Origin of the sequence: Flavobacterium glycines (assembly GCF_900100165.1) — a bacterium.
GTDB classification, from domain to species: Bacteria; Bacteroidota; Bacteroidia; order Flavobacteriales; family Flavobacteriaceae; genus Flavobacterium; species Flavobacterium glycines.
This window is the reverse complement of the sequence record NZ_FNEO01000001.1, coordinates 41739-56923: the sequence shown is the minus strand read 5'-3', so window position 1 is coordinate 56923 and position 15185 is coordinate 41739. Positions and strand designations below refer to the sequence as shown.

Annotated in this window: 13 protein-coding genes; 11 read left to right on the top strand and 2 right to left on the bottom strand. The window is 35.1% G+C overall.

Features of this window, described 5'->3' with window-relative positions:
• Positions 1–31: 31 nt before the first annotated feature.
• Entirely contained in the window at positions 32–667 is a 636-nt protein-coding gene (locus BLR17_RS00235) for an outer membrane beta-barrel protein (protein ID WP_066328682.1), read from the bottom strand.
• A gap of 263 nt (positions 668–930) precedes the next feature.
• On the opposite strand from BLR17_RS00235, the gene BLR17_RS00230 reads away from it, so the two are divergent.
• The gene (locus tag BLR17_RS00230; protein WP_066328683.1) at positions 931–1341 is read left to right on the top strand and encodes an RrF2 family transcriptional regulator; all 411 of its coding nucleotides are present in this window, start codon (positions 931–933) and stop codon (positions 1339–1341) included.
• 78 nt (positions 1342–1419) lie between these two features.
• Here the strand turns inward: BLR17_RS00230 and BLR17_RS00225 are convergent, their stop codons facing one another.
• On the bottom strand, positions 1420–2202 hold the full coding sequence (locus BLR17_RS00225) for a sulfite exporter TauE/SafE family protein (protein ID WP_066328684.1): 783 nt from the start codon (positions 2200–2202) through the stop codon (positions 1420–1422).
• A 346-nt stretch (positions 2203–2548) separates the two neighbouring features.
• Here BLR17_RS00225 and BLR17_RS00220 point away from each other — a divergent pair, with 346 nt between their 5' ends.
• The 10 genes from BLR17_RS00220 (at position 2549) to metF (ending at position 15138) form a co-directional block, all read left to right on the top strand.
• Entirely contained in the window at positions 2549–3250 is a 702-nt protein-coding gene (locus tag BLR17_RS00220; RefSeq protein WP_066328685.1) for a phosphoadenylyl-sulfate reductase, read from the top strand.
• A gap of 68 nt (positions 3251–3318) precedes the next feature.
• Complete coding sequence (cysD, locus tag BLR17_RS00215) at positions 3319–4218, top strand: sulfate adenylyltransferase subunit CysD (protein ID WP_066328686.1); 900 nt, start codon at positions 3319–3321, stop codon at positions 4216–4218.
• 94 nt (positions 4219–4312) lie between these two features.
• The gene (locus BLR17_RS00210) at positions 4313–5557 is read left to right on the top strand and encodes a sulfate adenylyltransferase subunit 1 (RefSeq protein WP_066328687.1); all 1245 of its coding nucleotides are present in this window, start codon (positions 4313–4315) and stop codon (positions 5555–5557) included.
• An 87-nt stretch (positions 5558–5644) separates the two neighbouring features.
• Entirely contained in the window at positions 5645–7735 is a 2091-nt protein-coding gene (locus BLR17_RS00205; RefSeq protein WP_066328688.1) for a HEPN domain-containing protein, read from the top strand.
• Between the two features lie 10 nt (positions 7736–7745).
• Positions 7746–8366 (top strand): precorrin-2 dehydrogenase/sirohydrochlorin ferrochelatase family protein, encoded by a 621-nt coding sequence (locus tag BLR17_RS00200; protein WP_066328689.1) that lies wholly within the window; start codon positions 7746–7748, stop codon positions 8364–8366.
• 101 nt (positions 8367–8467) lie between these two features.
• Complete coding sequence (locus tag BLR17_RS00195) at positions 8468–9520, top strand: NAD(P)/FAD-dependent oxidoreductase (RefSeq protein ID WP_066328690.1); 1053 nt, start codon at positions 8468–8470, stop codon at positions 9518–9520.
• A 326-nt stretch (positions 9521–9846) separates the two neighbouring features.
• The gene (locus tag BLR17_RS00190; protein WP_066328691.1) at positions 9847–10848 is read left to right on the top strand and encodes a homocysteine S-methyltransferase family protein; all 1002 of its coding nucleotides are present in this window, start codon (positions 9847–9849) and stop codon (positions 10846–10848) included.
• Positions 10849–10901: 53 nt separating this feature from the next.
• The gene (locus BLR17_RS00185; RefSeq protein ID WP_066328693.1) at positions 10902–11231 is read left to right on the top strand and encodes an NTF2 fold immunity protein; all 330 of its coding nucleotides are present in this window, start codon (positions 10902–10904) and stop codon (positions 11229–11231) included.
• A gap of 190 nt (positions 11232–11421) precedes the next feature.
• Complete coding sequence (gene metH / locus BLR17_RS00180; RefSeq protein ID WP_074517096.1) at positions 11422–14106, top strand: methionine synthase; 2685 nt, start codon at positions 11422–11424, stop codon at positions 14104–14106.
• 78 nt (positions 14107–14184) lie between these two features.
• Positions 14185–15138, top strand: a complete 954-nt coding sequence (gene metF / locus BLR17_RS00175; protein ID WP_066328694.1) for a methylenetetrahydrofolate reductase [NAD(P)H] — start codon at positions 14185–14187, stop codon at positions 15136–15138.
• Positions 15139–15185: the final 47 nt, after the last annotated feature.

Here is a 15185-nt window from a genome sequence, read left to right as displayed (position 1 = left end):
TTTTGCTAACCCTTTTTTGTTTGGTTCATTTTTACTTTAAAAATACGCTGATACCAGCATTTGCACCAAAAGCACTGGAACTTGTTTTAATTCCGTTGTTTTTAGGTGAGTAATTAGCATAACCTATTCCTAGATCTGCACTTATGCTTGGGGTGATTATAAAGAGTATTCCCCCATTTGCTGTTAAAACTAATCCGATGTTGTTTTTAGTAGTGTATGAAAATTGATATTCAGAAGATGAATTTTTTGTGTAATTGCTTTTATATTTTGAATTTGCTAAGCCTAACCCTGTGCCAAAATAAGGTTTCGTTTTTCCTTTAAAAAAGAAATAAGTTACATTTGGAACTATAGAAAGTATGTTTTGTGTTTCTTTGGTGTTTTCTGTTGCGATGGGAATGATTGTTTTTACTTGTTGTTTGGTTGTTGTCGATTTATAATCGAATGCTAATCCTAGTGCAAAATTATTGGCAACGAAATAACCTATAGCAGGTGAGATATTGAATGAATTTGTTTTGGATTCATCAGTTTCTCCGCCTAATTTGTATTTTACATTGTTTGATGTAAAATTTAGACCTGTTTTTCCGCTGATAATAAATGCCCCTTTTTCTGTTTGTGCCGAGATTACGCCAAAAAAGGCAAGAGATGCTGATAAAAATAGTTTTTTCATTTTGGTTTGATTAAAATTCGCAATAAATATATGTAAGATTATTTTTGGTTTTAATAAAAATCTTTGAAATTTTACATTTCATTGTTAAGTTAGTGTCTTACTTTAAAACTGTTTTGGATTGATTATTTAATTCGTTGGTAATATTTCTGATTTAAGATGTTGATATTGTTCGAGAATATTTTTGAATGACAATTTTTGATTGTAGATTTGTTTTTTGAACCTGAAATATTAAATCAAAAACTGTTTCACAATAAACATCTTAAATGATTTCTAAAAAGACAAAATACGGAATAAAAGCATTGACTTATTTGGCGCGCCAGGAAGATCAGATTCCGGTGGCTATTGCTGATATTGCTAAAAGTGAAAATATTTCTATTAAGTTTCTGGAGAGTATTTTATTGTTGCTTCGTAATTCAGGTTTTTTAGGGGCTAAAAAAGGAAAAGGAGGCGGTTATTATTTAATCAAGGAACCTAAAGATATTAGCATGGCAAAAGTGTACCGTATATTGGAAGGTCCTATTGCTTTGTTACCATGTGCCAGTCATAATTTTTATGAAAAATGTGATGATTGTGAAGATGAAACAACTTGTGCAGCACGCCGTTTAATGACTGAAGTTCGGGATAATACCCTGAAGGTTTTGGAAAATAACAGCTTAGCTGATATTGCTTTTTAAAAGAGTTAATTGCTATAAAAAAAGAGCGGATTTCTTAAGATAAAGAAATCCGCTCTTTTATTTAATGATGGTATTTAATTAGAATACCAATTTGTATCCTACGAAAAATAACATAATTGCTATAGCGTTTCTAAGTAATAAATCAGGTACTTTTCCGCTTAATAAACTTCCTATAAAAATTCCAGGAAGTGATCCCATTAGTAGTTGACTTAACAAAGTCAAATCTAAATTACCCATCGAAGCGTGACCTAGTCCTGCTACTAATGTAAGAGGAACGGCGTGTGCGATTTCAGTTCCAACTAATCTTGGAGTTGGTAAAAGTGGGTATAGAAAAAATAATGTTACTGTACCTAAAGCTCCGGCTCCAATAGAAGTAAGCGTTACAGTAGCTCCTAATAAAACTCCGATAGCTACAGTTAAAAGGTTTTGTGTTTTACTTTCGCTGTGGAATTTATCACCAGCATGTTTTTGAGAAAAATCTAATAATTTCTTTTTAAATAATACAGCTACCGAAGTGAATAATAAAGCCCAGCCTAAACTGTATTTTATAATTGTGTTGATGTGTGTAATGTCTGTTTTTATACTTTCCAGAATCCATAAAGTTATTAGAGCAGCAGGTACACTGCCTAAAGCCAGCCATCCGGTAATTGTCCAGTTAATATTGTTTTTTTTATGGTGTACAAAAACACCACCTATTTTAGTAAATGCAGCATATAATAAGTCGGTTCCAACAGCTGTTGTTGGAGAGATGCCAAACCATAATAAAATAGGGGTCATTAATGAACCGCCACCTACTCCTGTCATTCCTACTATAAAACCAACTACTAATCCGGCAACTACAAATCCTATTTCAATATCCATGATAAAATAATTTTTGTGCAAAATTACAATTATTTTACAATAATCCTATAGGTTTAGTAGAATTTATTTAAAAATTATAGAATTTATCTTTTTTGCATAATTTTATAGTTAGAAGTATTCTTGTTTAAAATGGGTTTTTTATGGGTGCTGTTATTAGGTAGACTAGAGTTTGGGGTTGTTGTATTTATGGTATGAGTTGATATTTAGATGTTTAGTTTGGTTTTGTGTGTGTTTTGATTTTGAAAAAAAATAAAAAACCTTTTGTAATTTGAAAATAAGTATTACTTTTGCATAGTAATCTACTAAACCGATAGGGTAATAGTTTTTAAATGAAAAAGTAAAAGAAATGAGCGAAGCGGTTGTTCAAATATTATTAGAAAAAACAAAGGGTTTCTCGATTGAGGAAACTTTTGCTTTTTTGGCTGAGGAATATAAAGGTGAAGTTGTTTTTTCGACTTCTTTTGGTCAGGAGGATCAGATAATAACTGATTTAATTGAAAAAAGCGGTGCTGCGATAAAAATTTTCACTTTAGATACAGGACGTTTGTTTCAGGAAACTTATGATGTTTTTCACAGAACACAAAAAAAATACAAAACACCGATTAAAGTGTATTTTCCTGAAGCTAAAGCGGTAGAGGAATTGTTAGAGAAAAAAGGACCTAATAGTTTCTTTGAATCAGTTGAAAACAGAAAAGAATGTTGTTTTATTCGTAAGGTAGTACCTTTGAAAAAAGCATTGGCCGGGAACAAAATGTGGATAACAGGTTTAAGAGCGGAGCAATCAGAAAACAGAAGCGATTTGCATTTGTTCGAATATGATGCTAATTTTGACATCGTAAAATTCAATCCGTTATTAAAATGGACTTTGGAAGAAGTACAAAAATATATTGACGATCATAATGTGCCACAAAATAGTTTGCACAAAAAAGGATTCGTAAGTATTGGTTGTGCGCCTTGTACCCGAGCAATTGTTGAAGGAGAAGATATCAGAGCAGGAAGATGGTATTGGGAACAAAGCCATAAAGAATGTGGATTACATGGAAAATAAAAGTTTAATCGTTTAGGTTTAAATCGTTTAATCGAATAAACAAATAAACAAATTATCAAATAAAAAAAATGAGTTCAGTTTTAAAAACAAATGCTTTAGAAAGCGAAGCGATTTACATATTCAGAGAAGTTGTTTCTCAATTTGAGAAACCTGTGTTGCTTTTTTCAGGAGGAAAAGATTCTATTACTTTAGTGAGATTAGCGCAAAAAGCGTTCTTTCCTGCTAAAATTCCTTTCCCATTGTTGCATGTAGATACAGGTCACAACTTTCCTGAGACTATCGAATTCAGAGATAAATTAGTTGCTGAATTAGGATTAGAGTTAATCGTTCGTAATGTACAGGATGCTATCGATCAGGGAAAAGTAGTTGAAGAAACAGGTCGTTATGCAAGTAGAAACAGTTTGCAAACAACCACTCTTTTAGATGCTATCGACGAATTTAAATTTGATGCTTGTATTGGTGGAGCGCGTCGTGACGAAGAAAAAGCAAGAGCTAAAGAACGTATTTTCTCTGTTCGTGACGATTTTGGTCAATGGGATGAGAAAAATCAACGTCCTGAGTTGTTTGATTTATTGAACGGAAAAATTGAATTAGGACAAAATGTTCGTGTGTTCCCAATTTCAAACTGGACAGAATTAGATGTTTGGAGTTATATCGAGCAGGAACAAATTGAAATTCCATCTATTTATTTCTCACACAAACGTAAAGTGTTTGTAAGAGACGGAATGATTTGGTCACATTCTCCATTTGTTTATCAGGATGAAGATGAGGAAATCGAAGAAAGAGTAGTTCGTTTTAGAACTGTAGGAGATATGAGTTGTACAGCTGCTGTTGAATCTTATGCAGGTACTATTGCTGAAGTTGTTGGTGAAATCAGACAATCTACTATTTCTGAGCGTGGAGCACGTATTGACGATAAACGTTCGGAAGCAGCGATGGAGAAAAGAAAACAACAAGGATACTTTTAATAAGTTAGAAGTTAAGAGTTAGAAGTTAGAAGAATCAAAAAAACATACAGATTTAAGTTTCGAAAGAACCTGAAACCTGAAACAAAATATTAGAATGGAAGTTTTAAAAATAGCAACAGCAGGAAGTGTAGATGACGGAAAGAGTACATTAATCGGAAGATTGTTGTATGATACACAATCATTGACTACAGATAAATTAGAAGCAATTGAAAGAAGCAGTAAGCAAAAAGGATATGATTATTTAGATTTTTCTTTGGCTACTGACGGATTAGTTGCAGAGAGAGAACAAGGAATTACAATTGACGTGGCGCATATTTATTTTTCTACAGCTAAGAAAAGTTATATCATTGCTGATACTCCGGGACACGTGGAATATACACGTAACATGGTTACAGGTGCTTCAACTTCTCAGGTGTCTATCATTTTGATTGACGCTCGTAAAGGAGTAATTGAGCAAACGTATCGTCACTTTTTCATCAATAACTTATTGAGAGTTAAAGATGTGATTGTTGCAATCAACAAAATGGACTTAGTGGATTATTCAGAAGAAGTTTTCAATAAAATCAAAGCTGATTTCCAGGCATTGAATGCTAAGAGTTCATACAAAGAACAAAACGTAAGCTATATTCCTTTAAGTGCTTTAACTGGAGATAATGTTGTGGAATCATTAGGGAAAATGCCTTGGTACACAGGACAAACAATCTTACAGCATTTAGAAGCTTTAGAGTCAAAAGATATTTATGATAATGGAAAAACCCGTTTCCCGGTTCAAACTGTAATTCGTCCTAAAACCGAAGAATACCATGATTTTAGAGGATACGCCGGAAAATTGAACGGAAATAATATTAAAGTTGGAGATGCTGTTACGGTTTTACCTTCTTTAACAGAATCTGTGGTGACTAAAATTCACTTCTTTGATAAACAATATGATGAAGCAGTTGCCGGTTCTTCAATCACAATTGAATTAGAAAATGATATCAATGTGACCAGAGGAGATATGATTGTGAAATCTAACGAGTTGCCAAAAATTGAAAAAGAAATCACAACAACAGTTTGTTGGATGGATAGCAAAAAATTAGTTGCCGGAACTAAATATTTGGTTCAACATAATACTAACAGAGTTTTAGCTAAGGTGGATAGCATTAATAATGTAATTGCTACGGATTATTCAGGAACTACACCGGCTTCTCAGTTAGCTATTAACGAAATTGGTGAAGTAACTATTAAATTGAGCAAAGCTTTATATTTTGATACTTACGAAGAGAATAAGTCAAATGGAGCATTCATCTTAATTGATCCTAATACTAATACAACTGCAGGAGTAGGGTTTATTAGATAGTCTTTGGCTTTTTAGCCTCATACAAATAAATGAGAATAACCATTACACGCATTAGTTAATGACTAATAGCAAAAAGAAAAAAGAAAGATGCAAAGTTTTAGAACAGAAATAGAGGATCCGATTGTCCAAAAAGAGATTATCGATTTAGAAAAAAAGATACATTTATTCCGTGGTGGGAAAATTGATGACGAGCGTTTTCGTAGTCTTCGTTTAGCACGTGGTATTTATGGTCAGCGTCAGGAAGGCGTTCAGATGATTCGTATCAAATTGCCTTACGGAAAAGTAACGAGTGAGCAATTAAGAAGAATTACTGATGTTTCAGAAAAATATTCTACAGGTCGTTTACACATTACTACACGTCAGGATATCCAAATTCACTACGTGAGTTTAGACAGAACTCCTGAACTTTGGGCAGATTTGGCTAAAGATGATATTACTTTAAGAGAAGCTTGTGGAAACACAGTACGTAATATTACAGGAAGTGAATTAGCAGGTGTGGATGTTGATGAGCCATTTGATGTGACTCCTTATGCACACGGTTTGTTTCAATACCTTTTACGTAACCCAATCTGTCAGGAAATGGGACGTAAATTTAAAATTTCGTTCTCTTCTTCTGAGAAAGATTCTGCTTTGAGTTATTTACACGATTTAGGTTTTATTCCTAAAATTGTAGACGGACAAAAAGGTTTCAAAGTAATGTTAGGTGGTGGATTAGGTTCTCAGCCTTCTCACGCCGAATTACTTTCTGAGTTTATTCCGGTAAACCAAATTATCCCAACTGCCGAAGGTGTAATCCGTATTTTTGACCGTTATGGTGAAAGAGCAAAACGTCTGAAAGCACGTTTGAAATTCTTAATCAAAGATTTAGGTCGTGACGAATTTTTACGTTTGGTTGAAGAAGAGAAAAAAGCATTGCCTTTCCATTCTTACGAAATTGATACTACTGCTTTCGAAGGTCCAATTACTGAGCCTTTATTAGAAGTACCAACAGTAACTATCGAAGATGTAGCAGCTTATGAAGCTTGGAAAAAATCAAATGTTATTGCTCAAAAACAAGCTGGTTATGTAGCTATTGGTGTAAAAGTACTTTTAGGAGATTTTTACATTGACAAAGCGAGATTGTTAGCTGATTTGATCAAAAACTACGGAGCCAATGAATTGCGTTTTTCATTGCGTCAAAACATTGTAATCCGTAACATTAAAGAAGAAAATTTACCATTCTTCTATCAGGAATTAGCCAAATTAGACATGGTTAATTTAGGTTACAACACTATTGGTGATATTACGGCTTGTCCGGGTACAGATACTTGTAACTTAGGTATTGCAAGTAGTACAGGTATTGCTGATGAATTAGAAAGAGTGTTAAAAGCTGAATACCCACAATTTGCAAATAACCAGGATATTGCAATAAAAATCAGTGGTTGTATGAATGCTTGTGGACAGCACAATATGGCTGAAATTGGTTTCCAGGGAATGTCAATCAACGCTGGTAAATTAGTAGCTCCTGCTTTACAGGTATTGTTAGGTGGTGGAATTTTAGGAAACGGAAACGGTCGTTTTGCTGATAAAGTAATCAAAATCCCTAGCCGTCGTGGTCCTGAAGCTTTGCGTTTAATCTTAAATGATTTTGAAGCAAATGCTAATGGAGCTAAATTCTTAGATTATTACGATGCTAACGGAGAGAAATATTTCTACGAATTCTTGAAACCATTGGCTGATGTTACTAATCTTACTGAAGAAGATTTCGTGGATTGGGGTAATGCCGATAACTATGTAAAAGCTGTAGGTGTTGGAGAATGTGCCGGTGTGGTAATTGACTTGGTTGCTACTTTATTATTCGAAGCTAAAGATAAAATTACTGTAGCTCAGGAATTATTAGAAGAGCAAAAATGGTCAGATGCTATTTACCTTGCTTATGCAGGTTTTGTAAATGGTGCCAAAGCATTATTGCTTGCTGAAAAAGAAAAAACAAATACACACGCAGGAATTATTGATTCATTCGATACTGTTTTTGTTGCAGGGAATAAAATTGAATTGGCTACTTCTTTCAGAGAATTGGTTTACCAAATCAATAAAAACGAGCCAACAGAAGCCTTCGCTAAACAATACATTCAGGAAGCTGTTGAATTTTTCGGAAAATTAGAAGCTTACAGAGAACAGGATTTAGCTAAAGCATAAATTAAAAAAGATGAGTGAAATTAAAGATACCGCTGGTAACGATTCAAATAGTCAGGAGCGCAATGAATTGTATCCAATATTTTTAAAACTGCATAACCTTAGCGTGCTTATTGTAGGCGGAGGAAATGTAGGTTTAGAAAAGCTATCTTTTTTGCTTAAATCAAGCCCTAATGCTAAGGTTGAGGTGGTTGCGCCGCGTTTTATTGATGAATTAGTTACTCTGGCAGAAAAACATCCTGCTGTGAAATTAACTAATAAAAAGTTCAAGAAAAAAATGCTGAAAAAGCGCAACATGGTAATCGCTTGTACAGATGATTTAAAGGTAAATAAACGCGTATACGAATTGTCCCGAAAAAGATATTTGATATGCAATATTGCTGACACACCTGATTTATGCGATTATTATTTGGGAGGAATCGTGACCAAAGGAAATGTAAAGATTGCTATTTCAACTAATGGAAAATCACCTACAACGGCTAAGCGCTTGAGAGAGTTTTTTGAGGAAGTAATACCGGAAGATATTAATCAAATGGTACAAAATCTTAATGATTATAGAAATACTCTGAAAGGAGATTTTGAAGACAAAGTTCAAAAGATGAATGAGATTACTCAATCATTAAAAAATAAATAAAAAATGTAATTCGTAAACAAACGAATGATATAAATCAGGTGATAGATTTGATTTTTTTCGTTTCTTTGCAATTATTAAGAATGATTATAAATAAATAAAAAATGATAGAAACAGATATCCTTATAATAGGAGCCGGTCCAACTGGTTTATTTGCCGTTTTTGAAGCAGGTTTATTGAAATTAAAATGTCACATCCTGGATGCTTTACCACAGCCGGGTGGACAATTAGCCGAATTGTATCCAAAGAAACCAATCTATGATATTCCAGGTTTCCCGGAAGTATTAGCAGGAGATTTAGTAGATAACTTAATGGAGCAAATTAAGCAATTCGAACCAGGTTTTACACTTGGAGAGCGTGCTGAAACTATTGTAAAACAAGAGGACGGAAGTTTTATTGTAACTTCTAATGAAGGAACTGAATTCCATGCTAAAGTTATTGCTATTGCTGGTGGATTAGGAAGTTTCGAACCTAGAAAACCTTTAATCGAGGATATTGAGTTTTACGAAAATAAAGGAGTAAAATATTTTATTAAAAATCCTGAAGAATTTAGAAACAAACGTGTAGTTATTGCGGGTGGTGGAGATTCAGCTTTAGACTGGAGTATCTTCTTAGCTGATGTAGCTTCAGAAGTGACTTTAGTTCACCGTCGTAATGAATTCCGTGGTGCTTTGGATTCAGTAGAAAAAGTACAGGAATTGAAAGATAAAGGTAAAATTCATTTGATTACTCCTGCAGAGGTTGTTGGAATCAACGGTGCAGAGCATGTTGAATCAGTAGATTTAGAGGAAAACGGTGCACACCGTAACATTCCTTGTGATTATTTCATTCCACTTTTCGGATTGACTCCTAAATTAGGACCTATCGGAAACTGGGGATTAGAAATCGAGAAAAACGCTATCAAAGTAAACAATGCTTTGGATTACCAAACTAACATTCCTGGTATTTTTGCTATCGGAGATATCAATACCTATCCTGGAAAATTAAAGTTAATCCTTTGTGGTTTCCACGAAGCAACTTTAATGTGTCAGGCAGCTTACCAAATCATCAACCCTGGAAAACGTTATGTATTGAAATATACTACGGTATCTGGAGTTGACGGATTTGACGGAACCCGTAAAGAAGCACCTAAAGCAGTTGTAAAAGCGATAAATTAAAAACACCTAGTTGTTTACAATTATAAATAGCCTTATCACTTGCAAGTGGTAAGGCTATTGCTTTACTTTGCATTTCCAAATTTTGAAAATAATTAGGAGCACAGCATAAGGCATTTTAGGGAATATAGTTCCCGCTTTTCGCTTTAATCTTGTGTCGGCATAAATGCCTGCCGCCACAAGGATTTCCACTAGAATCGGGGCTATAGAGCCACAATTGTTTTTGGAAAATTTACTCCTGCAAGGTTTTAAAAACCTTGTAGGTATTAGTATAGAATTAGATACCTACAAGGTCAAAACAGACTTTGCAGGAAAATAAAAAATAAGTTATGCCAAGCATTCAGGAAGAAATCAAAAAAAGAATACTCGTTCTCGACGGAGCAATGGGAACCATGTTGCAACGCTACAATTTTTCGGAAGAAGATTTTAGAGGCGAGCGCTTCAAGGATTTTCCACATCCTTTAAAAGGAAACAACGATTTATTGTCGCTTACTCAACCTAAAGCCATCGCTGAGGTTCACGCTGCTTATTTTGAAGCAGGCGCCGATATTGTGGAAACCAATACGTTCTCAGGAACAACAATTGGTATGGCCGATTATCACATGGAGGATTTGGTGTATGAGTTGAACTATGAGTCGGCAAAAATTGCCCGTCAGGTAGCTGACGAATTCACTGCTAAAAATCCCGAAAAACCACGTTTTGTTGCAGGTTCTATTGGGCCAACAAACCGTACGGCATCGATGTCGCCGGATGTAAATGACCCGGGATACAGAGCGGTAACTTTTGATGATTTGCGTATTGCCTACAAACAACAGGTAGAAGCTTTGATGGATGGAGGATGCGATTTGTTATTGGTTGAAACGATTTTTGATACCTTGAATGCCAAAGCAGCTCTTTTTGCAATTGAAGAAGTAAAAGAAGAACGCAATATTGATATTCCAATCATGGTTTCAGGAACAATTACAGATGCTTCCGGAAGAACACTTTCAGGACAAACGGTGGAGGCATTCTTGATTTCTGTGTCACATATTCCGTTGTTGAGTGTTGGTTTCAATTGTGCTTTAGGAGCCGATTTGTTGAAACCGTATTTGCAAACATTGTCTTCGCATACTTCTTTTAATGTGTCGGCGCATCCTAATGCAGGTTTGCCAAACGCCTTTGGAGAATATGATGAAACGCCACAGGAAATGCAGGCACAAATCAAGAGTTATCTGGATGATAATTTAGTGAATATTATTGGAGGATGTTGTGGAACAACCCCAGAACATATCCGATTAATTGCAGATATCGCTAAGGATTATAAACCGAGGGTTTCGACGGCGAGTTTGTAAAAATATTAATCAAGATTAATTAAAATGTTTTCTTAATTTTTAAATGTTATAGAATGAAAGAGCTTTTGATTTTAATTTGTCTTGTATTTTTAAGTTGTAATGAAGCAGTAAAAACAACTTCTGTAATTAAAAAAAAGATTAATTGTGAAGAATGTTTAGTTACAAAAGAAGAAACAGCAGTTGGAATTGCTGAATCAGTTCTTTTTGAATCATATGGGAAAGATCAGATAGAAAAACAAAGACCATATAATGTATCAATAGAGAATGATTCAATTTGGCATCTTAAGGGGACTTTTTGGCAAATTGGTTGTTGTGGAGGAACATTTGAAATTGATATTTCAGCGAAAGACGGAAGAGTTAAGTATATGATGCATGGTAAATAAAATTTTCCAAATTAACTCTGATAACACGGATTTGCAATCCGTGCCCACAAAGAGAATGAAAAAATATATCACGCAGATTCAGCTGATTTTAGCAGAGTAAGAAATCTGTTCTATATGTAAAATCTGCGTGAAAAAATAAAAAAAAACTTAGAGACTAAGAAACTTAGGAACTCAGTAACTTAAGAAAAAAATGGCAGTAACAGAAGCAAGAAGAAATTTAGTTTTATCGGGATTAGAACCGTTGATTATTACGCCGGAGAGTGTTTTTGTAAACATAGGTGAGCGTACTAATGTAACAGGTTCCAGAAAATTTCTTCGATTAATCAAAGAAGAAAAATACGATGAAGCCTTAGATATCGCCAGACAGCAGGTAGAAGGGGGAGCACAAATCATTGATATCAATATGGATGAGGGAATGCTTGATGGTGAATATGCAATGGTGAAATTCTTAAACCTTATTGCTGCCGAACCGGATATTGCCCGTGTACCTATTATGATTGACAGTTCGAAATGGCACATTATTGAAGCCGGATTGAAAGTAGTACAGGGAAAATGTGTGGTAAACTCGATTTCGTTGAAAGAAGGAGAAGAGCAATTTATTCATCACGCCCAATTAATCAAACGTTATGGGGCGGCGGTAATTGTGATGGCTTTTGACGAAGTAGGTCAGGCTGATAATTACGATCGAAGAGTTGAAATCTGTCAACGTTCGTATGATATTTTGGTAAACAAAGTAAACTTTCCGCCACAGGATATTATTTTCGATTTGAATATATTTCCTGTTGCAACCGGAATGGAAGAACACCGTTTGAATGCTTTGGATTTCTTCAGAGGAACTAAATGGGTTCGTGAAAATTTGCCACATGCACACATTAGTGGTGGTGTGAGTAATGTTTCTTTTTCTTTTAGAGGAAATGATGTGGTGCGTGAAGCCATGCACTCGGTTTTCTTGTATCATGCTATCAAAGCCGGAATGACAATGGGAATTGTGAATCCGGAGATGTTGACTATTTATGATGATATTCCAAAAGATTTATTGGAACACGTTGAAGATGTAATTTTGGATAGACGTGATGATGCTACGGAACGTTTATTAGAATTTGCTGAAAGTGTAAAAGGAACTGGTTCTAAAAACACAGAAGCAGAAGTACAGGAATGGCGTTCAGGAACGGTACAGGAAAGAATTACACATTCATTAGTAAAAGGAATTGATGCTTTTATTGAAGAAGATGTGGAAGAAGCCCGTTTAGCAGCAACAAAACCTATCGAAGTAATCGAAATCAACTTAATGGCGGGTATGAATGTTGTTGGGGATTTGTTCGGTTCCGGGAAAATGTTCTTGCCACAGGTAGTAAAATCGGCACGTGTAATGAAAAAAGCGGTGGCTTATTTATTGCCTTTTATTGAAGCTTCAAAACAAGCCGGAGACAAAGAAGGAAACGGAAAAATATTGATGGCGACTGTAAAAGGGGATGTTCATGATATTGGTAAAAATATTGTTTCGGTGGTATTAGCTTGTAATAATTACGAGATTATTGACCTGGGTGTAATGGTTCCTCCGGAAAAAATTATCGCTGCCGCTTTGGAACACGAAGTAGATATCATCGGATTGAGTGGTTTGATTACGCCTTCGCTGGACGAAATGGTGTTTTTAGCCAAAGAATTGGATAAACGCAACATGAAAGTTCCGGTGATGATTGGTGGAGCAACTACTTCGCGTGCACATACAGCCGTGAAAATTGCACCGCAATACAAAGCAACCGTAGTTCACGTAAATGATGCGTCGAGAGCGGTAACGGTAGCAGGAAATTTATTAGATGATAATAAAGAAACTTATACAGATGGAATTCGAGAAGAATATGATGCTTTTAGAGAGTCGTTTTTAAATCGTTCGAGAGATAAAAATTTCCTGTCTATTGAAGATGCCCGTAAAAATAAATTACAATTGGATTGGGCGAATTATTCGCCAAAGAAACCAAATTTCATTGGGACAAAAAGTGTAGAAGTTGATTTGGATGTTTTGGTTCCTTATATCGATTGGACACCATTTTTTCAAACATGGGAATTATACGGAAAATATCCTGCTATCCTGACGGATGAAGTAGTGGGAGAGCAAGCTTCCTCTGTATTTAAAGACGCTCAGGCAATGTTGGATGTGATTTTGAAAGAGAAAAAATTGCAAGCCAAAGGAATCTACGGCATTTTTCCTGCTAATCAGGTAAATGATGATGATATTCAATTGTACGACGAAAAAGGAAAAGAGACGGAAAAATTCCTGACTTTGCGTCAGCAGTCACAAAAAACCAAAGGAGCACCAAATATTGCTTTGGCTGATTTTATTGCGCCAAAAGACAATGGAGTGACTGATTATATGGGGGCTTTTTGTGTAACGACCGGTTTTGGTGTTGACGAATGGGCTGATGAATATCGCGATAATTTAGATGATTATAATTCTATTATGGTTAAAGCATTAGGTGATCGTTTCGCCGAAGCCTTTGCTGAATATTTACATGAAAAAGTACGTAAAGAATTTTGGGGTTATGATGCTGAAGAGTCTTTGTCTAATGAAGAATTAATAAAAGAAAGCTATAAAGGAATTCGTCCTGCACCGGGATATCCGGCTTGTCCGGACCATTTGGAAAAACCAACGATTTGGAAATTGCTGAACGTAGAAAAAGAAATAGGAGTAACTTTGACCGAAAGTATGGCGATGTGGCCGGCAGCATCAGTTTCCGGATATTATTTTGGAAATCCTGAAAGCAGGTATTTTGGACTTGGAAAAATAAAAGAAGACCAGGTTATTGATTACGCAAAACGAAGAAGTATTTCAACGGACAAAGCCATAAAATGGTTGAGTCCAAATATAGCAGATTAAAAAATAGTCATAAAGTCTAAAGTTATAAAGTCCAAAGGACTGACTTTCGACATTCGACATTCAACTTTAAGACTTAAAATGAAAGTAACAGAGCATTTAGAAAAAGCAAAAGGGAAACCTTTATTCTCATTTGAAATTGTCCCGCCACAAAAAGGGAGTAATATAAAAGATTTATATGCTAATATAGATCCGTTAATGGAATTTAAACCTCCTTTTATAGATGTAACTACTTCGAGAGAAGAGTACGTGTATATTGAAAAAGACGGACTTTTTGATCGTCGTATTACTCGTATGCGTCCGGGAACAGTTGGGATTTGTGCTTCTATCCAGCATAAATATGGTGTAGATGCCATTCCTCACGTTTTGTGTGGTGGATTTACCAGAGAAGAAACAGAATATTTGTTGGTGGATTGTCATTATTTAGGTATTGATAATTTAGTTGCTTTACGCGGAGACCCAATGAAAGGGGAGAAATATTTTGAGCCAACTGTGGGCGGAAATCATTATGCAGTGGATTTGGTTAGACAAATCAAAGCTATGAATAATGGGAAATTTTTACACGGTGAATTACCTCTTGAAAATGCTCCTGATTTTTGTGTAGGCGTTGCAGGTTATCCGGAAAAACATATTGAAGCTCCCAGCTTAGAAGCTGATTTAAAACGCTTGAAAGAAAAAGTAGATGCTGGTGCTGATTATATTGTGACGCAAATGTTTTTTGATAACCAACGTTATTTTAGATTTGTTGAAGCGGCTCGTGCTATTGGAATCAATGTTCCTATTATTCCTGGAATTAAACCGGTAGCAGTAAAACGTCATTTACAATTATTGCCACAGGTTTTTTGGCTGGATATGCCGGAGGAACTAATTCATGCTATTGAAAATGCCAAAGATAATGCAGCAGTTCGTCAAATAGGAGTAGAGTTTGCTATTCAACAATCAAAAGAGTTGATTGAGTTTGGAGTTCCATGTGTGCATTATTATTCAATGGGTAAATCCGATAATATTCAGCAAATAGCAAGTCAGGTTTTTTAAACTTTTTTCTGTTTATTCTAATTTAGAATCATAGGCTTATAGTAGAA

What these genes read in the sequence shown, in the direction of transcription:
- BLR17_RS00235 (WP_066328682.1), bottom strand. Translation starts at nt 667, where the DNA reads ATGAAAAAACTATTTTTATCAGCATCTCTTGCCTTTTTTGGCGTAATC.
- BLR17_RS00230 (WP_066328683.1), top strand. Translation starts at nt 931, where the DNA reads ATGATTTCTAAAAAGACAAAATACGGAATAAAAGCATTGACTTATTTG.
- BLR17_RS00225 (WP_066328684.1), bottom strand. Translation starts at nt 2,202, where the DNA reads ATGGATATTGAAATAGGATTTGTAGTTGCCGGATTAGTAGTTGGTTTT.
- BLR17_RS00220 (WP_066328685.1), top strand. Translation starts at nt 2,549, where the DNA reads ATGAGCGAAGCGGTTGTTCAAATATTATTAGAAAAAACAAAGGGTTTC.
- cysD (WP_066328686.1), top strand. Translation starts at nt 3,319, where the DNA reads ATGAGTTCAGTTTTAAAAACAAATGCTTTAGAAAGCGAAGCGATTTAC.
- BLR17_RS00210 (WP_066328687.1), top strand. Translation starts at nt 4,313, where the DNA reads ATGGAAGTTTTAAAAATAGCAACAGCAGGAAGTGTAGATGACGGAAAG.
- BLR17_RS00205 (WP_066328688.1), top strand. Translation starts at nt 5,645, where the DNA reads ATGCAAAGTTTTAGAACAGAAATAGAGGATCCGATTGTCCAAAAAGAG.
- BLR17_RS00200 (WP_066328689.1), top strand. Translation starts at nt 7,746, where the DNA reads ATGAGTGAAATTAAAGATACCGCTGGTAACGATTCAAATAGTCAGGAG.
- BLR17_RS00195 (WP_066328690.1), top strand. Translation starts at nt 8,468, where the DNA reads ATGATAGAAACAGATATCCTTATAATAGGAGCCGGTCCAACTGGTTTA.
- BLR17_RS00190 (WP_066328691.1), top strand. Translation starts at nt 9,847, where the DNA reads ATGCCAAGCATTCAGGAAGAAATCAAAAAAAGAATACTCGTTCTCGAC.
- BLR17_RS00185 (WP_066328693.1), top strand. Translation starts at nt 10,902, where the DNA reads ATGAAAGAGCTTTTGATTTTAATTTGTCTTGTATTTTTAAGTTGTAAT.
- metH (WP_074517096.1), top strand. Translation starts at nt 11,422, where the DNA reads ATGGCAGTAACAGAAGCAAGAAGAAATTTAGTTTTATCGGGATTAGAA.
- metF (WP_066328694.1), top strand. Translation starts at nt 14,185, where the DNA reads ATGAAAGTAACAGAGCATTTAGAAAAAGCAAAAGGGAAACCTTTATTC.